We start from the raw sequence: 21974 nt of genomic DNA on the forward strand, positions 1-21974 counted from the left end.
GTCGCTGAGCGGGCCGCTCAGCGACCGGCCAGGTCGCGCAGCGCGGCGAGAAGACGGTCGACATGCTCTTCGGTCGTACCGATGCCGATCGAGGCGCGCACGGCCGAGGCGGTGCCGTCCGTGCAGCCGCCGTCCTGCGTGCCGAGCAGGTGCCGGACGAACGGGTGGGCGCAGAACTTGCCGTCCCGCACCCCGATCCCGTGCTCGGCCGACAGCGTCTCGGCGACCTCGCGCGCCGGGTGGCCGTCGACGGTGAAGGACACGATGCCGACGCGCGGGTGGCCGGGCCCCCACAGCGAGAGTTCCCGTACCCCGTCGATGGCGGCGAGGCCGGCACGCAGCCGGGCGAGCAGCCGCTCCTCCTCGCGGACGAGCGGGGTCCAGCCGGTGGCGGTGAGCGCGTCGCAGGCGGCGGCCAGCGCGATGGCGCCCAGCACGTTCGGGGTGCCCGCCTCGTGCCGCGGCTCGGGGTCGTCGTGCCAGTCGGCCCCGTCCTCGCCGACGGCGCGCACCGCGCCGCCGCCCTTCAGGTACGGGTCGCCGGCGGCCAGCCAGTCACCGCGGCCGACCAGCGCCCCCGCCCCGAACGGCGCGTACAGCTTGTGCCCGGAGAAGGCCACGTAGTCCAGGTCGAGCGCGGTCAGGTTGAGCGGCCGATGGGGGACGAGCTGGGCGGCGTCCACCAGGATGCGCGCGCCGTGCCGGTGCGCGATGTGGGCCAGCGCGGTGACGGGCCAGAGCTCGCCGGTGACGTTCGAGGCGGCGGTCACGACGAGGAGCTTGGGGCCGTCGATCCCGGCCAGGGTGTCGTCGGCGGCGCGCACGGCCTCGCCGGGGAAGGCCGGCGGCGCCAGCCGGACCACCCGCTGCCACGGCAGCAGCGAGGCGTGGTGCTCGGTGTCGAAGACGACCACGGTGGTGCCTTCGGGCAGGCAGCGGGCGAGCAGGTTGGTGGCGTCGGTGGTGTTGCGGGTGAAGACCACCGCGTCGTCCGTGCGGGCGCCGACGAAGGCCCGTACGGTGTGGCGGGCCTGCTCGTAGCGCGCGGTCGTGAGCTGGGAGGCGTACCCGGCGCCGCGGTGCACGCTGGAGTAGGCCGGGAGCGCGGCGGCGACGGCGGCGCTGACCTGCTCCAGACAGGGGGCGCTGGCGGCGTAGTCGAGGTTGGCGTACCCGGCGAGCCTGCCGCCCTTGACCGGGACCCGCAGGTCGGCGCCGAGCACGGCGGGGATCGCGCGCGCCGGACAGGGCTCCGGGTGCTTCTCGGGAGCGGTGCGGGGGGCGTCGAAGATCGTCAAAGTGGACACGGCATGCCTCCTCGGGCGTCATCGGACCCCAGGAGCAGCCACGGAGCCCGCGCTTGCCCGCCACCCTTCGTGGCGGACCAGGTCTTCACCCGGGGCACCCCGCCGCGGACGCGAGGGTTGCCGGCCAGCGAGCCGGGGCTTGGCGCTGGCACTCATGACCTACGTGCCGGACTATAACCGATGATTCATCCGGATCGCGAACTTCTCCGGAGTTCTACTCGTTGGGCGGTGGTACGTTCCCCACCGAAAGTAGGCGGCGATGCTTGACTGGGTGTCCAACCCGGAGATCTGGATAGGGTTCCTCACCCTGGTGACCCTGGAGATCGTCCTGGGCATCGACAACATCATCTTCATCTCCATCCTGGCAGGGAAGCTGCCTCCCGAGCAGCGCGACCGGGCGCGGGTGGTGGGCCTGGCCGCGGCGCTGGTGATGCGGCTGCTCCTGCTGCTGGCGCTGTCGTGGGTGGTCCGGCTCACCGCGCCGCTGTTCGAGGTGCTCGGTCACGAGATATCGGGACGAGATCTCATCCTGCTGCTGGGCGGGCTGTTCCTGCTGGCCAAGAGCGTCACCGAGATCAGCCACACGATGGACGGGCCCAGCAAGGACGGCAAGTCGGCGGCCGTCGTCTCGTTCACGTCGGTCATCGTGCAGATCATGCTGCTCGACATCGTGTTCTCGCTCGACTCGGTGATCACCGCCGTGGGCATGGTCGATGAGCTCGGGGTGATGATCGCGGCCGTGGTCGTGGCGGTGGCGGTGATGCTGTTCGCCTCCGGGCCGATCAGCCGGTTCGTCGACGCGCATCCGAGCATCAAGATGCTGGCGCTGGCGTTCCTGGTGCTGATCGGGGTGATGCTCGTCGCTGAGGGTCTCGACCAGCACATCCCGAAGGGCTACATCTACTTCGCGATGGCGTTCTCGGTCGTCGTCGAGCTGCTCAACATCCGGGTGCGGAGCAGGAAGAACAAGCAGGTGGAGGAAGCTCCTACTATGCAATAGTGCGCTTTGATCCCTGGAATCCGGATTTCGTGGCCCATCCCTACGACGTCTACGCCGAGCTGAGGCGGGAGGCCCCCGTCAGCTACTTCGAACCCGCCGACCAGTGGCTGATCGCCCGCCACGCGGATGTGGACGAGTTGCTGCGTGACCGCAGGCTCGGCCGTTCCTATCTGCACGTGGCCACGGACGAGGAGTTCGGCAGGCCACCGGAGCCGGAGTTCCAGGAGCCGTTCTGGCGGGTGGTCCGCGCCGGCATGCTCGACGTCGAGCCGCCGGTGCACACCCGGCTGCGCCGTCTGGTGTCCAAGGCGTTCACCCCGCGCATGGTCGAGTCGCTGCGGCCGCGTGTGCGGGCCATCGCCGAGGGGCTCGTGGACGCGTACGTGGAGAAGGGCGGCGGAGATCTGATCGCGGAGGTCGCCGAGCCGCTGCCGGTGACGGTCATCGCGGAGATGCTGGGCATCCCCGAGCAGGACCGTCACCTGCTGCGGCCCTGGTCCTCGGACATCTGCCTGATGTACGAGCTCAACCCGAGCGAGGAGATGCAGCACACCGCGGTCAGGGCGGCGGACGAGTTCGCCGAGTACCTGAGAGGGCTGGCCCGCGAGCGGGCGGGGAAGCCGGGCTACGACCTGATCAGCGCGCTGGCGGGGATCCCCGAGCTGACCGAGGACGAGCTGATCGGCACCTGCGTGCTGCTGCTCAACGCCGGTCACGAGGCCACCGTGAACGCCACCGGCAACGGCTGGTGGGCGCTGTTCAGGAACCCGGACGAGCTGGCCCGGCTGCGCGCGGACCGCTCGCTGCTGCCCACGGCGATCGAGGAGGTGCTGCGCTGGGACACCCCGGCGCAGATGTTCGAGCGCTGGGTCCTGGAGGACATCGAGGTCGGCGGCGTGCGGATCCCGCGCGGGGCCGAGGTGGCGCTGCTGTTCGGCTCGGCCAACCGCGACCCCGAGGTGTTCGACGACCCCGACCGGTTCGACGCGGGCCGCAAGGACAACCCGCACATCTCGTTCGGCCTGGGCATCCACTACTGCCTGGGCGCGCCGCTGGCCAGGATCGAGATGGTCGAGTCGTTCGGCGCGCTGCTCGACCGGGCGCCGGCGCTGGAGCTCGTCAGGGAGCCGGAGTGGAAGCCGGGCTACATCATCCGGGGCCTGCAGGGCCTGGAGCTGAGCACGCGCTGACGCCGGGTCACCGGCGCTGGCAGAGCCAGCCGAACCCGCCCAGCCCCGCCGGATCGATCAGCTCGGCCTCCTCGGAGGCCCGGGCGAGCGCCCGGAGATATCCCGGAGGGTCGGTGCGGGCCAGGTCGAGGGAGGGGCGGGCGCCGGTGACGCCCAGCTCGCGCAGCGCGGCACGCTGTGTGGACAAGGCTGTGGATATCGCGCCCGCCCGCCGCCCGGCCTCGGCACACGCGTCGAGCGCGACGTGCGCGGTGATGTCGCAGGTCCCGTCGGGGATCGGGGAAACAACCGCGCCGTCGCGATATCCGGTGAGCGTGCCGCAGCGCGGCCGGTTATCCACAGGGTGTGCATAATCGACGGCGACGGCCCGCCCCTGGTCGAGCCGCGCCAGGACCGCCGCCCAGGCCGCGTCGCGGGTGCGGCCGATCTCGGCCCTGGTGCCGACGCACGACAGCGGCCACCACCGTTTCAGCCACTCCAGATCGGCCGCCGGCGGCTCGCCGCCCAGCCGCTCCTCGCCGGTCTCGGTGTCGACCAGGACCAGCCGAGGCCCGTCGGCGGTCTGCTCGGCGACGTCCAGCGGGACGTTGTCGAGCCACTCGTTCGCGATCACCATCCCGCGCACGCCGGACGGGATCCGGGCGGACCACCCGATCTCCTCGGGAAGATCGTCCGGCCGGGGGGACAGGTCGACGGCCGTGACCCGCAGCCTGGCCCGCAGCCCGCGGCCGGCCATGGCCAGCACGTGGCGGACCAGCACGCCTTCGCCCGCGCCGACGTCGACGAGGTCGATCCCGGCGGGGGCGCCGAGCTCGGCGTCGACCTCGCGCAGCAGGGCCAGCACCGCCTCGGCGAACGCCGGTGACGCGACGACCGAGGTACGGAAGTGGCCGGACGGGCGTTCGCGAAGGTAGAAGCCGCCCTCGCCGTACAGCGCGCGCTGAGTGGCGGCGCGCCAGGTGAGCCACATGTCTGGACTATCTCACGATGGACACGGGGCCCGGACCGGATCCGGGCCCCGCCATGACCGCCAGTCGGCGTGGCGGCCATGCGCACCGCCCAAGAGGCCCCTGACACAGTGCGGGCGTCGGGTCCGGCGTGGGACTCGGCGCCCGCTCCCAGCGGTGAACCCCTCTCCTCATCTCATCCGACAGGGGGTGCACCGATTCACCTGCCCTTGTCCCTTTTGTCGGTAACGCAACATGCAGCAAAACCCCGGTCATCTCTTCTTGCCGGTGCGCCGGTTACCCTGGTCGGCAGTGCCATCAGGTCGACCGGGGGTGTGACGTCATGGAGGCAGCTGATCGCCCGGCTCGCCTGGCCGTCGGCGTGCTGGGAGCGGGCAAGGTCGGCTCCGCGCTCGGCTCCGCGCTGGCGCAGGCCGGCCATCGCGTCGTCGCCGCGAGCGGCGTCTCCGACGCCTCCCAGCGTTGGGCCGCGGCCAGGCTCGGGGTCGAGCCGGTGCGGCCCGACCAGGTGGTGGCGGCGGCCCAGCTCATCCTGCTCACCGTGCCCGACGACGCGCTGCCCGACCTCGTGGGCGGCCTGGCCGCCACCGGCGCCGACCTGCACGGCAAGATCCTCGTCCACTGCAGCGGCGCGTACGGCCTGTCCGTGCTCGACCCGGCCGCCCGCAAGGGCGCGCTGCCGCTGGCGCTGCACCCGGTGATGACCTTCACCGGCCGCGACGACGACCTCAACCGCATCACCGGCTGCTCCTTCGGCGTCACCGCCCCCGAGCCGCTGCGGCCGATCGCCGAGGCCCTGGTCATCGAGATGGGCGGGGAGCCGGTGTGGATCGCCGACGCCGACCGCCCGCTCTACCACGCGGCCCTGGCCAACGCCTCCAACCACATGGTGACGCTCATCGCCGAGTCGGAGGAGCTGCTCGGCCGCATCGGCGTCGACCACCCGGGCCGGATGCTCGGGCCGCTGCTCGGTGCCGCGCTCGACAACGTGCTCAGGCTCGGCCTGTCGGCCCTGACCGGGCCGGTCGTGCGCGGCGACGCCGGCACCGTGCGCAAGCACGTCGACGCGCTGATCCTGGCCGCCCCCGAGGCGGCCGACGCCTACGTGGCGCTGGCCAGGCTCACGGCCGACCGGGCGCTGGCGGCCGGGCTGCTGAAACCGGAGGAGGCGGAGCGGCTCCTCGACGCGCTGGGTGGCAACATATGGACCTGACCGTGACCCGCGACGGGCATGGATCCGTTCTCGGAGGCAGCGCATGGACCTCATCCTCGCCAGGAACCGCACCGATCTGATCAAGGCCCGCGGTGGCGGCACCCTCGCCCTCGTCCCCACCATGGGAGCCCTGCACGAAGGGCACCGCTCGCTCATCAGGCTGGCCCGCGACCGCGCCGACCAGGTCGTCGTCAGCGTCTTCGTCAACCCGCTGCAGTTCGGGCCCGGGGAAGACTACTCCCGCTACCCGCGCACCTTCGACGCCGACCTGGCGGCGTGCCGCGAGGAGGGCGTGGACGTGGTGTTCGCCCCGGCGGCGGGCGACATGTACCTCCCCGACCGCCAGGTGAGCGTGTGCGCGGGCGAGATGGGGCGGATCGTCGAGGGCGCCTCCAGGCCGGGCCACTTCGACGGCATGCTGACCGTGGTGCTCAAGCTGTTCAACCTGGTGCGGCCGGACGTCGCGGTGTTCGGGCAGAAGGACGCCCAGCAGCTGTCCATGATCCGCCGCATGGTCGCCGACCTGGACGTGCCCGTGGAGGTCGTCGGCGCGCCGACCGTCAGGGAGCCCGACGGACTGGCCCTGTCGAGCCGCAACCGCTACCTGTCGGCCGGCGAGCGCCGGGTGGCGCTGTCGCTGTCGCGCGCCCTGCGCGCCGGAGCGGGGGAGCCGACCCCGGCCCGGGTCCGCGCCGCGGCCTCGAAGGTGCTCGCCGAGGCCCCGCCGGAGCTGGAGCTCGACTACCTGGTGCTGGTGGATCCGGCCACGTTCACGGAGGTCTCCGACCCGTACGAGGGAGAAGCGGTTCTCGCGGTGGCCGCGAAGGTCGGCACGACCAGGCTGATCGACAACATGGTGGTGCGGCTGGGCCGGTAGCGGCCCCCGGGGCGCGCGCATACTCGGCCAGGCGTTATCGTCATATTGACGAAATAGCCCGATTGAGGAGGGCCCATGAGTGCACCGGCGATCCCCTTGCGGCTGGCGGCGCCCGATCCGGGCTGGACCGCCGAGGCCGACCTGGTCGTCGTCGGATCCGGGATCGCCGGGCTCACCGTGGCGCTGCGCCACGCCGAGCTGGCCCCGGCCGAGCGGGTCCTGGTCGTCACCAAGGACGTGCTCTCCTCCGGCTCCACCCGATGGGCGCAGGGCGGCATAGCCGCCGTCCTCGACCCCGGCGACAGCCCGGACGAGCACCTCAACGACACGCTGCTGGCCGGCGTCGGGCTGTGCGACACGCGGGCCGTGCGCACGCTGGTCACCGAGGGGCCGGGGGCGCTGCGGCGGCTGATGGACCGCGGCGCCCGCTTCGACCGCACCCCCGACGGCCGGCTCCAGCTCACCCGCGAGGGCGGTCACCGGCGCGACCGCATCGTGCACGCGGGCGGCGACGCCACCGGCGCGGAGGTGCAGCGGGCGCTGGTCGAGGCGGTACGCGCGAGCGGCATCGAGGTGATCGAGCACGCGCTCGTCCTCGATCTGCTGAAGGACGCCGCGGGCCGGGCCACCGGCGTCACCCTGCACGTCATGGGCGAGGGCGCGCGCGACGGCGTGGGCGCGGTGCGGGCCCGCGCGGTCGTGCTCGCCACCGGTGGGATGGGCCAGGTCTACGCGGCCACCACCAACCCGGTCGTGTCCACGGGCGACGGGGTGGCGCTGGCGCTGCGGGCCGGCGCGGTGGTGCGCGACCTGGAGTTCGTCCAGTTCCACCCGACCGTGCTGTGGCTGGGCGAGGACTCGACCGGGCAGCAGCCGCTGATCTCCGAGGCGGTCAGGGGAGAGGGCGCGTTCCTGGTCGACCACGAGGGCGACAGGTTCATGACCGGCGTGCACGAGCTGGCCGACCTGGCGCCGCGCGACGTGGTGGCCAAGGCGATCATGCGGGTGATGCGGGAGACCGGGCGCGACCACGTCTTCCTCGACGGCCGCCACTTCGGGCCGGACAAGTGGCGGACCAGGTTCCCCACCATCGAGGCCGTCTGCCGCGCCCACGGCATCGACCCGGTCAGCCAGCTCATCCCGGTCTCCCCGGCCGCCCACTACGCCAGCGGCGGCGTCCGTACGGACCTGTACGGCCGCACGTCCATCGAGGGCCTGTACGCGTGCGGCGAGGTCGCCTGCACCGGCGTGCACGGCGCCAACCGGCTGGCCTCCAACTCGCTGCTCGAAGGGCTGGTGTTCGCCGAGCGGATCGCCGAGGACGTGCACCGCGCCAGGCCCCGGCCGGGCGGGCCGGAGCAGTCCAACGCCCCGGCCGGGCTGATCGACCCGCGGGCGCGCGGCCGGATCCAGCACCACATGAGCGCCGGCGCCGGGGTGCTGCGCAACCGCGGATCCCTGACGGCCACGGCCAGGGCGCTGCGCGACGCCCGCTGGACGCCCGTCGAGGTGCCGCCGTGCACCGAGTCGTGGGAGACCACCAACCTGCTCACCGTCGCCACCGTGCTCGCGGGCACGGCCGCGGCGCGGCTGGAGACGCGCGGCTCCCACTGGCGGGAGGACCGCCCCGAGCGCGACGACCACGAGTGGCTCGGCCACCTGGACGTGACCCTGACCGAGGAGGGCCTGCAGATGACCTACACCCCGCACGGCGACGCCATGCCGCCGAGGCTGGCCCGGGAGCTGGCCGACGCCGGGCTCGACCCCGCCGACGCCGACGCGGTGATCGACCGGGCGCTGGCCGAGGACCTGTCGGCGGCCGGCGACGTCACCAGCATCGCCACGATCCCGGCCGGCCAGCTCTCGTCCGGCGACATGGTGGCCCGCGCCGACGGCGTCGTGGCCGGCCTCGCCCTGGCCGAGGCGGTGTTCCTGAGGCTGGGCGCGACCCGTACCGAGAGGAAGACCGAGGACGGCGAGCGCGTCCGCCGCGGCGAGGTGCTGATGACGGTGGAGGGCCCGACCAGGGCCCTGCTGACGGCCGAGCGCACGGCGCTGAACCTGGTCACGCACCTGTCCGGCATCGCCACGCTCACCGGCCGGTGGGCCGAGGCGATCGGCGGCACCCGGGCGCGGGTGCGCGACAGCCGCAAGACGCTGCCGGGGCTGCGGGCGCTGGAGAAGTACGCGGTGCGCTGCGGCGGCGGCGTCAACCACCGGATGTCGCTGTCCGACGCGGCCCTGATCAAGGACAACCACGTGGTGGCCGCCGGAGGGGTGGCGCCGGCGTTCCGCGCGGTGCGCGAACGGTATCCGGACCTGCCGATCGAGGTCGAGGTCGACAGCCTCGCGGAGCTGGAGGAGGCGCTGGCCGAGGGGGCGGACCTGATCCTGCTGGACAACTTCACCGTGGAACAAACCACCCAGGCCGTCCAAATTGTGAAAAATCGCGCCAACAAGGCGGTTGCCCTCGAAGCCAGCGGGGGATTGACCTTGGAATCGGCCCGTGACGTGGCGGAGACTGGCGTGGACTACCTTGCGGTAGGCGCCCTTACCCACTCGGCGCCGGCCCTGGACGTCGCACTGGATCTACGGGGGTAACACATGCTGCTCACGATCGACGTCGGCAACACGCACACGGTGCTCGGGCTCTTCGAGGGCGAGGACGTCATCGAGCACTGGCGGCTGGCCACCGACGCCCGCCGCACCGCCGACGAGATCGCGGTCGTCCTGCAGGGCCTGCTCGGCCAGTCACCCCTGCTGAAGGGCGCCGACATCGGCGGCATCGCGATCTGCTCGACCGTGCCCAGCGTGCTCAACGAGATGCGCGAGATGTGCCGCCGCTACTACGGCGACGTCACCGCCGTCGTGGTCGAGCCCGGCGTCCGCACCGGCGTGCCCGTACGGATGGACAACCCCAAGGAGGTCGGCAGCGACCGCATCGTCAACGCGCTGGCCGCCATCGACCAGTACGGCGGCCCGTGCGTCATCGTCGACTTCGGCACCGCCACCTCGTTCGACGCGGTGTCGGCCAAGGGCGAGTACATCGGCGCCGTCACCGCTCCCGGCATCGAGATCTCCGTCGACGCCCTGGCCGCCGCCGGCGCCCAGCTCCACAAGGTGGAGCTGATCAGGCCCCGCTCCGTCATCGCCAAGAACACCGTCGAAGCGCTTCAGGCGGGCATCATCTACGGCTTCGCCGGCCAGGTCGACGGCATCGTCGAGCGGATGGCCGCCGAACTGGCCGACGACCCCGACGACGTGACCGTGGTCGCCACCGGCAGCCACGCCGGCCTGGTCGTCGGCGAGTCGCGCTCCATCGACGTGCACGAGCCGTGGCTCACGCTGATCGGCCTGCGGCTCATCTACCACCGCAACACCAGCTGACACATGAGCAAGCGGCCCCCCGCTCGGGTAGGGGGCCGCTTGCGGCTGGAGGAAACTCACTCGGACTCGGCGGCGTACAGGTACTCCCACTGGCCGCACTTGCTGACCCACTGCTGGTGCGGGTGGATCTGGCAGACCTTCACCCGCACCGCCGCGACGTCGTCCACGTCGAACCGGAACTTCTTGGAGCCCGGGTAGCCGCAGAACTTCCTGGCGTGGACCGCGTCCCACTCGTGGTCGAAGCCGGCCGCCTGGAACTTCACGTAGGCGCACTTGCCGCCCTGCCCGTAGGTGCGCTGGTCGAGGTCGTAGAGCCGGCCGCGGAGGTGGACCGTGTTGGACGTCTGGTGCTCGTCCCACTCCACGCCGATCCAGCCCTGGGCCTTGGCGAGGTGGTGCTTGGCGTAGACCGGGCCCCAGGAGTATCCGTCGGCGGTGGCGGCGCTCGCGGCGGCGGGCATCGACAGGGCGACGGCCCCGGCGGCGGCGACGGCGAGCAGGCCGGTGGCGATCTTCCTGAACATGGTCTCTCCCCGAGCCCTCCCCTGGACCGGCCCGCTGCCGGATCCCCCCTTCGAGCCCGTGACACATGGGTAACCGAGCGTGCTTGCAGGCCCCCTGCAGGGGACCGACGAGACCTTGCATGTGGCCGTATCCCCTACCCTTTGGTGGTGTGAGCGACGAACTTCCCGAGCAGATGCGCATCCGGAGGGAGAAGCTCGACCGCCTTCGCGCCGAAGGCGTCGACCCTTACCCGGTGAGTTTCCCCCGCACGACCACCAACGCGGAGGTCAGGGCGAAATACCAGGGCCTGGAGCCCGACACCGCCACCGGCGACCGGGTCGGCGTGGCCGGGCGCGTCATGCTCAACCGCGTCGGCGGCAAGCTCTGCTTCGCCACCCTGCGCGACGGCAGCGGCGACCTCCAGGTCATGATCTCGCTCGACAAGGTGGGGGAGGAGTCGCTCGCGTCCTGGAAGCACGACGTCGACCTGGGCGACCACGTCGGCGTCGAGGGCGAGGTGATCACCTCGCGGCGCGGCGAGCTGTCCATCCTCGCCGACCGCTGGCAGATCACGTCCAAGTGCCTGCGCCCGCTGCCCGAGAAGCACCTCGGCCTGACCGACCCTGAGGCCCGGGTCCGCCAGCGCTACGTCGACCTCATCGTCAACGACGAGGCGCGCAAGATGGCCCGCGTCCGCAGCGCGACCGTGCGCGCGGTGCGCGACTTCTGGCACGAGGAGGGCTACCTCGAGGTCGAGACGCCGATGCTGCAGCCGATCCACGGCGGCGCGGCGGCCCGGCCCTTCGCGACCCACATCAACGCCTACGACATGGAGCTCTACCTCCGCATCGCGATCGAGCTCTACCTCAAGCGGCTCGTGGTGGGCGGCGTCGAGAAGGTCTTCGAGGTCAACCGCAACTTCCGCAACGAAGGCGCCGACTCCACCCACAACCCCGAGTTCACCATGGTCGAGGCCTACGGCACCTACCTCGACTACCACGACATGGCCGACCTCACCCAGCGCATGTACCAGAAGGCCGTGGTCGCCGCGCTCGACACCACCGTGGTCGTCCACGAAGGCGTCGAGGTCGACCTCGGGCTGCCCGAGTGGCCGCGGGCCAAGCTCTACGACCTGGTGTCCGCCGCGGTGGGCGAGGAGGTCACCACCGAGACCCCGCTGGAGCGCGTCCGCGGCCTGGCCGACAAGCACGACGTGCACTGGGACCCGAAGTGGGGCCAGGGCAAGCTGGTCCAGGAGCTGTTCGAGGAGCTGGTCGAACACACCCTCGTCCAGCCCACGTTCGTCATGGACTATCCGCTGGAGACCTCCCCGCTGGCCCGCGTCCACCGCGACAACCCGCTGCTGACCGAGAAGTGGGACCTCATCGGGTTCGGCACCGAGCTCGGCACCGCCTACTCCGAGCTCATCGACCCGATCGACCAGCGCCGCCGCCTGGAGGAGCAGTCCCTGCTCGCCGCCGGCGGCGACCTGGAGGCCATGCAGCTCGACGAGGACTTCCTGCAGGCCCTGGAGTACGGCATGCCCCCGACGGGCGGCATGGGCGCCGGCATCGACCGGATGATCATGGCATTCACGGGCCGCAACATCCGCGAGACCATCCTCTTCCCCCTGGTCAAGCCCACCCGCTGACCGCGCCGAGATAGCCCGCCCGCGCTACAAGCGCGGGCGGTTGAGCCTGACGGGCAGCCGGGCCAGGCCGCGCAGCACCAGGTTCTCCTTGTACGGCGGATCCGCGTCGGCCAGCTCCAGCCCCGGCGCGGCCCTGGCCAGCGCGGCCAGCGCCACCTCCCCTTCCAGCCGGGCCAGCGGCGCACCCAGGCAGAAGTGCACCCCCAGACCGAACGCCAGATGCCTGCCAGGCGCCCGCCCCACGTCGAACCGGTCCGGGTCGGGGAAGGCCGCCGGGTCGCGGTTGGCCGCGCCGACCAGCGCCAGCGTCGACGTGCCCGCCGGCACCCGGACGCCGCCCAGCTCGGCGTCCTCCAGCGCGACGCGGGCCGTGAGCTGGACCGGCGGGTCATACCTGAGCACCTCCTCCACGACCTCCCTGGGCCGCTCGGCCGCCCGCCCCAGCACGCCGTGCCTGACCAGGTTGAGCACGCCGTTGGCGATGAGGTTGACGGTCGTCTCGTGACCGGCCACCAGCAGCAGCACACACGTGGCCAGCAGCTCGCGCTCGGTCAGCTCCTCGACCTGGACGAGCGCGCTGAGCAGGTCGTCGGCCGGCCGCTCCCGCCGCAGCGCGATGAGACCCTGGAAGTAGTCATGGAACTCGCGCCGGTGGCGTTGTGAGCGCTCGGTCAGCTCGTCGGTGACGATCGGGTCGAGGCTGCGCGCCAGGGTCTCGCTCCAGCCGCGGAAGCGCTCGTGGTCCGCCGCCGGCACGCCCAGCATCTCGCTGATCACCATGACGGGCAGCGGGTAGGCGAAGTCGCGGACCAGGTCGGCCTCGTCGGGCAGCCCGGCGATCAGGTCCGCGGTGATCGTCTCGATGCGCGGGCGCAGCCGCCGCACCATGCCGGGCGTGAAGGCCTTGCTGACGAGTCCGCGCATCCGGGTGTGGTCCGGCGGGTCCATCATGAGGAACGAACGGACCGGTTCGTCCGGCCCGGCGGGCGCGGGAGTGGGGCCGTGACCGAAACGAGGGTCGCGCAACAGGGCCGAGCAGAGCTCGTGGGAGGTGGCGACGAGCAGCCCGCCGCGCGTCCGGAAGAGCGGCCCGCTCTCGCGCAGCTTCCGGTATCGGGAATACGGCTCGCGCAGGAACGCATAATCGTACGGATCGAAACCCAGCATGTCGCTGGGGGTCAGCATGGACGGCGGCGCGCTGTCAGAGTCCTTGTGATCGATCATTGCGCTTGGAAATGTGCCGACATACGCCGAGTACTTCACGTAGGACGGATCATGTCAATGGCTATGGTCAAGTAGGGCAGATCTTACGCTTGACGGCCTTTGCCGGATGCGTTTACGTAGTCGGGGCGAGCAGCCTTTCGCTCGTGCCAGGACGTCACCGAGTAGTGCTGTTGGGGGGGAGGGCTCCCGATGGATGTGCTCAGTGAAAATGTTGAACTGAGCCATGCAGATCTGGCGTTGCTGGCGGAGCTGGCCAAGGGCGTCACAGTAGACCGAGTGGGGAGGCGCCTTGATTGCAGCGGCCGCACGGTGCGCCGAAGACTGAGGGGCATCTGCGACCGGATCGGGGTGGCCACGGCCATCGAAGCCGTGGCCTGGGCCGCGCGCCGCCAGCTGATCTAGCCGTCAGTCGGCGATGCGCACCGCTCCGGCGTAGGGGCGCCGGTCGAGTGAGGCGATGCGTACGACGTCGCCCGTGCGCGGCGCGTGCACCATCATGCCGCCGCCGAGGTAGATGCCCACGTGGTGCAGGTCGCTGTAGAAGAAGACCAGGTCGCCGGGGCGCAGCTCCTCGCGCGCGATGTGCCTGCCCGCCGTCCACTGGTCGCCGGTGTAGTGGGGCAGCGAGATGCCGACGCGCTGGTAGGCGGCCATGACCAGCCCCGAGCAGTCGTAGCCGTTGGGGCCTTCCGCGCCCCAGACGTACGGCTTGAGCTGCTGGGTGAGGGCCCAGCGGGCGGCCTGGGCCGCCTTGCCGTCGCCGGGGATGGGCAGGGTCACCTTGACGGCCCTGGTGCCGGGGCGGCCGGCCTCGCCGAGCGCGCGCTGGAACAGCCGGCTCTCGACCTTGGTGACGAGCTTGGAGATCCGGTCGCGCTTGGCCCCGAGGTCCTTGACGATCTTGTTGACCTCGTCGATGCGGGTCTGGGCGCCGGTCCTGGCCCGCTCGGCCGCGTCCATCGCCTTGGTCAGTTTGAGGACCTCCTCGCTCTGCTGCTGTCGCAGGGCGTAGGTGGTGGCCGCGCGGTCGAGGTAGCTCTCGGGGTCGCCGCCGGTGGTGAAGGCGAGCACCCGGCTGAGGCCGCCCGACATGTATTCGGCCTCGACCAGCTGCGACGCCCTGGTCTTCTTCGTGGCCAGGTCGGCCTCGCTGGCGGCGAGCCTCTTCTTGGCGTTCTCCACGGCCTTCTTGGCCGTCTTGAGCTTCTCGCGCTGGCCGTTGTACTGCTCGGTGAGGGTCTCGATCTCCAGGTGCATCTCCTCGACCTGCTCGGAGAGCTCCTTGAGCGAGGGCTTGGGGTCGGCGGCGACGGTCCCCGCGGGAGCGGCGACGAGCAGCGCGGCGAGGGTGGCGCCCACGATGCCCAGCCTGCGGCCGTGGCCGGCCCGTTCCGGAGGGCGGGCGCGCTCGCCCGCGGAACTCCCCCTGCGGTCGCGCGTGCGCTTCACCAATCGAGCTCCTTCCGTAGCGCGCCGACCGGGTTAGCTGACGGGTTCGGGCTCGGACCGGCCCTACCGAGCGAGGTGCTCGGACTCACCCCTGGCGGCGCCGCTCGAACGCCGCCGGCGGGTCCCCGGCTCCCCTTGCGGGGATTGGGCGCGTCTCCGCGCCACATGCGCGGGGACATCGACGCTGGACACTAATGCACCGAGGGTTCCTGCTCAACCGGAACTACAGACTCTGTAGAGATTTCACAACCGGGGGGTCACAGGGTGGTCTCGTAAAGCGCGGTACGGCAAAGACTTCATGTCCTCTTTGTGCCTGCTTGGACCAGGCGTGGAACGGTAGGAAACCTCCAACGCCACAGGTGCTCGTACAGCCACGAGACGTTACAAGATGGGCGCAAGTCCGGGGTTAGGGGTGAGCCGTAATCACAAACTGTAGGCTGGAGGGTCATGGAGCAGGTCGCCGAACGTCCCCTTCCCGACACGCAGGTCCTGGTCCGGCGTGCCCGGACGCCGGATGTCAAGGCCATCAAGCTCCTGGTCGACACCTATGGAGGCCCCGGCCCCCGGCTGCTGGAGAAGGCCACGGTCACCCTGTACGAGGACGTGCAGGAGTTCTGGGTCGCCGAGCGCGACGGCAAGGTCGTCGGCTGCGGGGCGCTGCACGTCCTCTGGGAGGACCTGGCGGAGATCCGCACCGTGGCGGTCCACCCCGAGGCGCGCGGGCTGGCCATCGGCCACCGCATCGTCACGGCCCTCATCGACACGGCCAAAGAGCTCGGCCTGCAACGTGTTTTCTGCCTCACATTCGAGGTCGACTTCTTCGCGAGACACGGATTCCGGGTGATCAAAGGCACCCCGGTCTCGCCCGAGGTCTACGCCGAACTCCTGGCCTCGTACGACGAGGGCGTGGCCGAGTTCCTGGACCTGGAACACGTCAAGCCCAACACCCTGGGGAACACACGGATGTTGCTCCACCTGACCTCGGGTGATGCGGATCTTGACTGACAGAAAAGGTGATTGTTGATACCCATGTCGATACGTTGTCCAGGACAGGCATGTGCCCTGACACGTGCCACATGCGCACGCGAAGCGAGGTGACACGGTGAGCACCGGACAGCCGCCGTATCCGCAGGATGAATCTGGCGAGAATCATCCGGGATACGGGCACAACCCGGGACACCCCCATGGGGAGGATCCCGACGCGACGGTCGTGGGCTACAGGGCCGACGACCCCTACGGCCAGGGCCAGTACGGCCAGCAGCCCCCGTACGGGCAGCAGCAGTACGGTCAGCCGGGTCAGCAGGGCTACGGCCAGCAGGGCGCGTCCCAGCCGGGCTACGGCCAGCCCCAGTACGGCCAGCAGCCCGACTACGGCCAGCAGGGTTACGGCCAGCAGCCCCAGTACGGTCAGCAGGCTCCCTCGCAGCCCGAGTACGGCCAGCCCCAGTACGGCCAGCAGGCCCCTTCCCAGCCTGACTACGGCCAGCAGCCCCAGTACGGCCAGCAGGCTCCCTCGCAACCCGACTACGGCCAGCAGCCCCAGTACGGTCAGCAGCAGTACGGCCAGCCCGGCTACGGCCAGCAGCCCTCCTCGGGCCAGCAGGCTTACGGTCAGCAGGGCTACGGGCAGCAGGCCCCCTCCCAGCCCGGTTACGGCCAGCAGCCCGATTCCCAGTCCGGCTACGGTCAGCAGGCCTACGGCCAGCAGGGTTACGGTCAGCAGCCGCAGTCAGGGCAGCAGTACGGCCAGCCCGGCTACGGCCAGCAGCCCCAGTACGGCCAGCAGCAGTACGGCCAGCCCGGCTACGGCCAGCAGCCCCAGTACGGCCAGCAGTACGGCCAGCCCGCCTATGGGCAGCCGGGCTACGGCCAGCCGGTCGGCGTGCAGCCTCCGGGCGCCCCCGCGCCGCTGGCGGAGTGGTGGCAGCGGCTGGTGGCCCGTCTCATCGACGGCTGCATCTTCGGCGTCGTCTACTTCCTCATCTCCATGGTGCTGACCATCTTCTTCGTGGCCAGCTACAACTCCGTGGGGGGTGTCACCACGGGCTTCCTGAGCTCGTTCGTGGTCGGTCTCATCCAGTGGATCCTGCTGGTCGGCCTCTACGTCGCCTACGACTACTTCATGACCAAGATGAACGGTCAGACGGTCGGCAAGATGGTGATGGGGATCAAGGTCGTCCCCGTGGGCGGCGCCATGCCCCCCGGCGGCCTGCCGGGCAACATGGCGCTGAAGCGGGCCGGCGGCACGTGGGGTGGCTATGCGCTCGGGATCGTCCCGCTCATCGGTACCTTCCTCGGCGCGATCGCGGTCATGCTCAATGCCGCCTCGCAGCTGTGGGACAAGCCGCTGCAGCAGACGTTCGCCGACAAGTTCGCCGGCACCGTCGTGGTGAAGATCAAGTAGCCTGTACGGCTCGGAAAACAGGGATCGGTGATCCACCGGTCCCTGTTTTCGCGTGTGTGCTCCGTACCAGAATGGGAACGGTCGGGACACCGATGGGGCGAGGTGAGGGTTATGGCCACGACGCCGCGGGCCGATCCGGTGCCCGCGGAATGGTGGGAACGGCTGGCCGCCCGGCTCATTGAAGCGCTCGTCTTCGGGGTGTTCTATTACATTCTGTTCATCGCGCTGTGGGGTATCTTCCGTACTGTCGGGGTGCTGGAGCTCTTCGGGGGCCGTTTGCCGGGCGTGTTCGCATGGGTGTTGGCCGGGCTGGGTTATACGGTCTACGACTGGGTCACGCTTTCACGAGGCGGGCGCACGTTCGGCAAGGCGATCATGCGCATTCGGGTGGAGCCGGCCCGGCTGGGGGCGCGTGACCGGTTGAAACGGGTCCTCGGCTATCCGGCCCCGGCCATCGTGATGGGCATTCCGGTGCTCAATCTGCTGGCCGGAATGTACGTGTTCGCGGTGGGCCTGCTCATCCTGATCGACAAGCCGCTGCAGCGTGGGCCCCATGACAAGCTGGCCGGAACCCTCGTCGTTAAAGATCATTCCTGAGCTGGGAAGCCTGGGCGCCGCTTTTCAGGAAACTTGGGGTAGATCCGGTAAGGCACCTGGAGAGACTGGCATTAGGCTATGAGGCGTCCGGGTTGCCGGATGTTGATGCCCCTGCCAGGCTATGGGCATCTGTGTGCCGCTATGGTCTGCGGTGCGAAGGTCGTCGACAGGGCGACACCCGGGGCGGTCAAGCCCGCGCCCGCCGCACCGCGCGTGCATAAAAGGCCAGGAAACCCCCCCGTCCGCTGTGGAGGCGAGGACGAATGGAAGTTGTGACAGAGGTTTTGTCGGCGCTCATCCCGCCGCTCGTCGTGGGGGGCGCCTTCATCTTTGGGGTGGTGAAGTTGGTGCGCGCCGAGGGCCCTGGGAGGCGGCCAAACCGGCAAGATCAGGCCGAGAAGAGCAACTGATCAGCGACTCAGCGGAATCGTCGCTGAGCTGAATTGTCTTAACGTCTTTCCGGGTATATGTTTGGTCGAGCGAATGAAACAATGCTCCGGAAAGGATTGCGTAGATGGCCAAGCAGATCCAGGAGATTCTCATCGATGACCTCGATGGGGGCGAGGCCAATGAGACGGTCAGCTTCGCTATTGACGGCGCTTCCTATGAGATTGACCTCAGCGACGTTAACGCCAAGAAGCTGAGGGACGCTCTCACGCCTTTCGTGCAGCACGCTCGCAGGGCAGGGGCGGTCACCACGCGCCGTCGAGGCCGCGGCGGTCAGCGGGCGATGAGCCGCGAGAAGAGCGCCGAGATCAGGCAGTGGGCCAAGGCCCACGGTCTGCCCGTCAGTGAGCGAGGCCGGATCGCCTCCACCGTCGTCGAGAAGTACGAGGCGGCCCACTAAGGGAGCCGTCGGCTGACCATGCGCTTATGCCGCTCGCCTAAGGACCCCGGCGGTCGCCATAAGCGCATGATCGTTCAGGGCGAATCTCAGATCGTGGACACTTGCCGTTCTGTCGATCTTCGATTCGCCCGAAATATGGGCATTTGGGTCTTCGCATCGAACCGCCGGGCGCGTGTTTTGGCGGTTTTGTCGGGGATGACGGGGCTCCAGCGCTTTCGGGCGATCTGGGGCCCCATCTCTGTTGTACGGCTTCTCTGAAGGGGCCGCTGCCGCGCATTGCACGCACTTCCCGCGTCGGGTAGGCCACCTACCGTTCCGTCCCTCCGGGCCTTGGCGATCACGCCGTACTGGTAACGTCGCTGACCAGACTCATCGGGCGGCGGATTTCGCTCTGGGTGATGCGATGCACATCCGCTTGGCCCGCGTTTGCATCGCCACATACGATGGCAGGGTGTAAGAGATACGGACCCGGCGTCTCAGGATGCATGGGCATGATGACGGGCGACGACCCGACCCAAGGGCCGGCCCGTCAGGCGTCCCCATCGCCGATCCGTGTGATCTGCCACCGCCGCCGGCGGCGAATAAGAGCCGCAGTACCCATGCGTCCCAAACATCGTTCGCTTGCGGCGTATCGGGAACACGTCACCCCCGAACCATAGTTGGATGGAGGGTGAACGCCCTGCTCTCGGGGAACGCTCTCTGCTATAGAGCGCGTCAGCGGCAGAGGGCACGGTTCGCCGAGCCAGGGCTAGCATGCGGGATGACGGGACCGGATTTACCGGCCTGACTGACCGCTCTGTGAGGAGCGACGAGATGTTCGAGAGGTTCACCGACCGAGCAAGGCGTGTTGTCGTCCTGGCCCAAGAAGAGGCCAGGATGCTCAACCACAACTACATCGGCACTGAGCACATTCTTCTTGGTTTGATCCACGAAGGTGAGGGCGTGGCCGCCAAGGCTCTGGAGAGCCTCGGCATCAGCCTTGAGGGCGTGCGTCAGCAGGTCGAGGAGATCATCGGCCAGGGCCAGTCGGCTCCGTCGGGGCACATTCCCTTCACCCCGCGGGCCAAGAAGGTCCTCGAGCTGTCGCTCCGTGAGGCTTTGCAGCTGGGTCACAACTACATCGGCACCGAGCACATCCTGCTCGGTCTCATCCGCGAGGGTGAGGGTGTGGCCGCCCAGGTGCTGGTCAAGCTTGGAGCTGATCTCAACCGGGTGCGGCAGCAGGTGATCCAGCTGCTCCACGGTTACCAGGGCAAGGAGCCGGCCGCCGCCGGCGGCCCCCAGGAGTCGGCCCCGTCGACGTCCCTGGTGCTCGACCAGTTCGGCCGCAACCTGACCCAGGCCGCCCGCGAGGGCAAGCTGGATCCGGTCATCGGCCGTGAGAAGGAGATCGAGCGGGTCATGCAGGTCCTCTCCCGGAGGACCAAGAACAACCCCGTTCTCATCGGCGAGCCCGGCGTCGGCAAGACCGCCGTCGTCGAGGGCCTGTCGCAGAAGATCGTCAGGGGCGAGGTGCCCGAGACGCTGAAGGACAAGCAGCTCTACACGCTTGACCTCGGCGCCCTGGTCGCCGGCTCCCGCTACCGCGGCGACTTCGAAGAGCGCCTGAAGAAGGTGCTCAAGGAGATCCGCACGCGCGGCGACATCATCCTGTTCATCGACGAGCTCCACACGCTCGTGGGTGCGGGCGCCGCCGAGGGCGCGATCGACGCCGCCAGCATCCTCAAGCCGATGCTGGCCCGCGGCGAGCTGCAGACCATCGGTGCCACGACTCTCGACGAGTACCGCAAGTACCTCGAGAAGGACGCCGCGCTGGAGCGCCGCTTCCAGCCGATCCAGGTGGCCGAGCCCTCGCTCAGCCACACGATCGAGATCCTCAAGGGTCTGCGCGACCGCTACGAGGCCCACCACCGCGTGTCGATCACCGACGGCGCGCTGGTGGCCGCCGCGCAGCTGGCCGACCGCTACATCAGCGACCGCTACCTTCCCGACAAGGCGATCGACCTCATCGACGAGGCCGGCTCGCGCATGCGCATCCGCCGCATGACCGCGCCGCCGGACCTGCGCGAGTACGACGAGAAGATCGCCAACGTCCGCCGCGACAAGGAGTCCGCGATCGACGCGCAGGACTTCGAGAAGGCGGCTGCCCTCCGCGACCAGGAGAAGCAGCTCCAGCTCAAGCGCGAGCGGCGCGAGAAGGAGTGGAAGGCCGGCGACATGGACGTCGTGGCCGAGGTCACCGAGGAGCTCATCGCCGAGGTCCTGGCCACCGCCACCGGCATCCCGGTCTTCAAGCTGACCGAGGAGGAGTCGCAGCGCCTGCTCCGCATGGAGGACGAGCTCCACAAGCGGATCATCGGGCAGGACGACGCCATCAAGGGCCTGTCGCGGTCCATCCGGCGCACCCGCGCCGGTCTGAAGGACCCGCGGCGTCCCGGCGGCTCGTTCATCTTCGCTGGTCCGTCCGGTGTCGGTAAGACCGAGCTGTCCAAGGCTCTGGCGGAGTTCCTCTTCGGCGACGAGGACGCGCTGATCAGCCTGGACATGTCGGAGTTCATGGAGAAGCACACCGTCTCGCGGCTGTTCGGCTCGCCTCCCGGCTACGTCGGCTACGAGGAGGGCGGCCAGCTCACCGAGAAGGTGCGGCGCAAGCCGTTCTCCGTGGTCCTGTTCGACGAGATCGAGAAGGCCCACCCCGACATCTTCAACTCGCTGCTGCAGATCCTGGAAGACGGTCGCCTGACCGACGCCCAGGGCCGGGTGGTCGACTTCAAGAACACGGTCATCATCATGACCACCAACCTCGGCACCCGCGACATCTCCAAGGGCATCGGGGTCGGGTTCGCGAAGTCCAACGACGCCGACTCCAACTACGACCGGATGAAGGCCAAGGTCCAGGAAGAGCTCAAGCAGCACTTCCGGCCCGAGTTCCTCAACCGTGTCGACGACATCGTGGTCTTCCACCAGCTCACGCCCAACGAGATCATCAAGATCGTCGATCTGATGCTCGCGCAGGTGGCCGAGCGGCTGAAGGACCGCGACATGGGGCTCGACGTCTCGCCCGAGGCCAGGCAGCTGCTGGCCGACCGCGGCTACGACCCGGTCATGGGCGCCCGGCCGCTGCGCCGTACGATCCAGCGCGAGCTGGAGGACTCGCTGTCGGAGAAGATCCTCTACGGCGAGCTCCGTCCGGGGCAGGTCGTGAAGGTGACCATCGAGGGTGAGGGCGACGACGCCAGGTTCCTGTTCGCGGGAGAGGACGCCACCCAGGTGCCCGACTCCGCGGCGGCGATCGCCGGTTCCATCCAGAGCTGACCCAGTTCACGAAAACCCCCGTGCGCTCCGGCGCACGGGGG

The 21974-nt window shown here is 69.9% G+C and carries 18 protein-coding genes and 2 riboswitches; of the genes, 13 read left to right on the forward strand and 5 right to left on the reverse strand.

Annotated elements, in window-relative coordinates; all coding sequences use genetic code 11:
- Positions 1-17 precede the first annotated feature (17 nt).
- A complete protein-coding gene (locus tag KME79_RS15765) occupies positions 18-1307 on the reverse strand; it encodes an aminotransferase class V-fold PLP-dependent enzyme (RefSeq protein WP_219545073.1) in 1290 nt (429 codons plus the stop codon).
- 44 nt (positions 1308-1351) lie between these two features.
- Positions 1352-1467: riboswitch (SAM riboswitch) on the reverse strand.
- Between the two features lie 99 nt (positions 1468-1566).
- Between KME79_RS15765 and KME79_RS15770 the strand changes: the two genes are divergently transcribed.
- Together KME79_RS15770 and KME79_RS15775 are read left to right on the forward strand one after the other, a co-directional pair.
- Positions 1567-2307 (forward strand): TerC family protein, encoded by a 741-nt coding sequence (locus tag KME79_RS15770; RefSeq protein ID WP_148035620.1) that lies wholly within the window; start codon positions 1567-1569, stop codon positions 2305-2307.
- Entirely contained in the window at positions 2307-3497 is a 1191-nt protein-coding gene (locus KME79_RS15775; protein ID WP_219545074.1) for a cytochrome P450, read from the forward strand. Before KME79_RS15770 ends, KME79_RS15775 begins: the two co-directional genes overlap by 1 nt.
- Before the next feature lie 7 nt (positions 3498-3504).
- On the opposite strand, the gene KME79_RS15780 is transcribed toward KME79_RS15775, so the two are convergent.
- On the reverse strand, positions 3505-4467 hold the full coding sequence (locus KME79_RS15780; protein ID WP_219545075.1) for an SAM-dependent methyltransferase: 963 nt from the start codon (positions 4465-4467) through the stop codon (positions 3505-3507).
- A gap of 320 nt (positions 4468-4787) precedes the next feature.
- Between KME79_RS15780 and KME79_RS15785 the strand changes: the two genes are divergently transcribed.
- The 4 genes from KME79_RS15785 to KME79_RS15800 all read left to right on the forward strand — a co-directional run bounded on the left by KME79_RS15785 (position 4788) and on the right by KME79_RS15800 (position 9942).
- Positions 4788-5678, forward strand: coding sequence for a Rossmann-like and DUF2520 domain-containing protein (locus tag KME79_RS15785; protein ID WP_148035617.1), 891 nt, complete (start codon positions 4788-4790; stop codon positions 5676-5678).
- Positions 5679-5721: 43 nt separating this feature from the next.
- Positions 5722-6555, forward strand: coding sequence for a pantoate--beta-alanine ligase (gene panC / locus KME79_RS15790; RefSeq protein WP_219545076.1), 834 nt, complete (start codon positions 5722-5724; stop codon positions 6553-6555).
- Positions 6556-6630: 75 nt separating this feature from the next.
- Positions 6631-9156 carry an L-aspartate oxidase gene (locus KME79_RS15795; protein WP_219545077.1) on the forward strand — a complete coding sequence of 842 codons (2526 nt, stop codon included), beginning with the start codon at positions 6631-6633 and terminating at the stop codon, positions 9154-9156.
- 3 nt (positions 9157-9159) lie between these two features.
- Positions 9160-9942, forward strand: a complete 783-nt coding sequence (locus KME79_RS15800) for a type III pantothenate kinase (RefSeq protein ID WP_148035614.1) — start codon at positions 9160-9162, stop codon at positions 9940-9942.
- Positions 9943-9998: 56 nt separating this feature from the next.
- Here the strand turns inward: KME79_RS15800 and KME79_RS15805 are convergent, their stop codons facing one another.
- On the reverse strand, positions 9999-10466 hold the full coding sequence (locus KME79_RS15805; RefSeq protein WP_219545078.1) for a hypothetical protein: 468 nt from the start codon (positions 10464-10466) through the stop codon (positions 9999-10001).
- A gap of 173 nt (positions 10467-10639) precedes the next feature.
- Here KME79_RS15805 and lysX point away from each other — a divergent pair, with 173 nt between their 5' ends.
- On the forward strand, positions 10640-12097 hold the full coding sequence (gene lysX, locus KME79_RS15810) for a bifunctional lysylphosphatidylglycerol synthetase/lysine--tRNA ligase LysX (RefSeq protein WP_246639926.1): 1458 nt from the start codon (positions 10640-10642) through the stop codon (positions 12095-12097).
- Positions 12098-12121: 24 nt separating this feature from the next.
- On the opposite strand, the gene KME79_RS15815 is transcribed toward lysX, so the two are convergent.
- Positions 12122-13321, reverse strand: a complete 1200-nt coding sequence (locus KME79_RS15815) for a cytochrome P450 (RefSeq protein ID WP_246639893.1) — start codon at positions 13319-13321, stop codon at positions 12122-12124.
- A 189-nt stretch (positions 13322-13510) separates the two neighbouring features.
- On the opposite strand from KME79_RS15815, the gene KME79_RS15820 reads away from it, so the two are divergent.
- Entirely contained in the window at positions 13511-13723 is a 213-nt protein-coding gene (locus KME79_RS15820) for a LuxR C-terminal-related transcriptional regulator (RefSeq protein WP_148035612.1), read from the forward strand.
- Positions 13724-13726: 3 nt separating this feature from the next.
- Here the strand turns inward: KME79_RS15820 and KME79_RS15825 are convergent, their stop codons facing one another.
- Positions 13727-14770 (reverse strand): C40 family peptidase, encoded by a 1044-nt coding sequence (locus tag KME79_RS15825; protein WP_308248930.1) that lies wholly within the window; start codon positions 14768-14770, stop codon positions 13727-13729.
- 6 nt (positions 14771-14776) lie between these two features.
- Positions 14777-14931, reverse strand: a riboswitch (cyclic di-AMP (ydaO/yuaA leader).
- A gap of 286 nt (positions 14932-15217) precedes the next feature.
- On the opposite strand from KME79_RS15825, the gene KME79_RS15830 reads away from it, so the two are divergent.
- The 5 genes from KME79_RS15830 (at position 15218) to KME79_RS15850 (ending at position 21933) form a co-directional block, all read left to right on the forward strand.
- Entirely contained in the window at positions 15218-15775 is a 558-nt protein-coding gene (locus KME79_RS15830) for an amino-acid N-acetyltransferase (RefSeq protein ID WP_219545080.1), read from the forward strand.
- A 205-nt stretch (positions 15776-15980) separates the two neighbouring features.
- Positions 15981-17174, forward strand: coding sequence for an RDD family protein (locus tag KME79_RS46975; RefSeq protein WP_219545081.1), 1194 nt, complete (start codon positions 15981-15983; stop codon positions 17172-17174).
- A gap of 111 nt (positions 17175-17285) precedes the next feature.
- The gene (locus KME79_RS15840; protein WP_148035609.1) at positions 17286-17771 is read left to right on the forward strand and encodes an RDD family protein; all 486 of its coding nucleotides are present in this window, start codon (positions 17286-17288) and stop codon (positions 17769-17771) included.
- Positions 17772-18285: 514 nt separating this feature from the next.
- On the forward strand, positions 18286-18618 hold the full coding sequence (locus KME79_RS15845) for a histone-like nucleoid-structuring protein Lsr2 (RefSeq protein WP_148035608.1): 333 nt from the start codon (positions 18286-18288) through the stop codon (positions 18616-18618).
- Between the two features lie 813 nt (positions 18619-19431).
- Entirely contained in the window at positions 19432-21933 is a 2502-nt protein-coding gene (locus KME79_RS15850) for an ATP-dependent Clp protease ATP-binding subunit (protein WP_148035607.1), read from the forward strand.
- The last annotated feature ends 41 nt before the right edge of the window (positions 21934-21974 follow it).

The sequence above is a fragment of the Nonomuraea harbinensis genome (assembly GCF_019396385.1).
GTDB classification, from domain to species: Bacteria; Actinomycetota; Actinomycetes; order Streptosporangiales; family Streptosporangiaceae; genus Nonomuraea; species Nonomuraea ferruginea.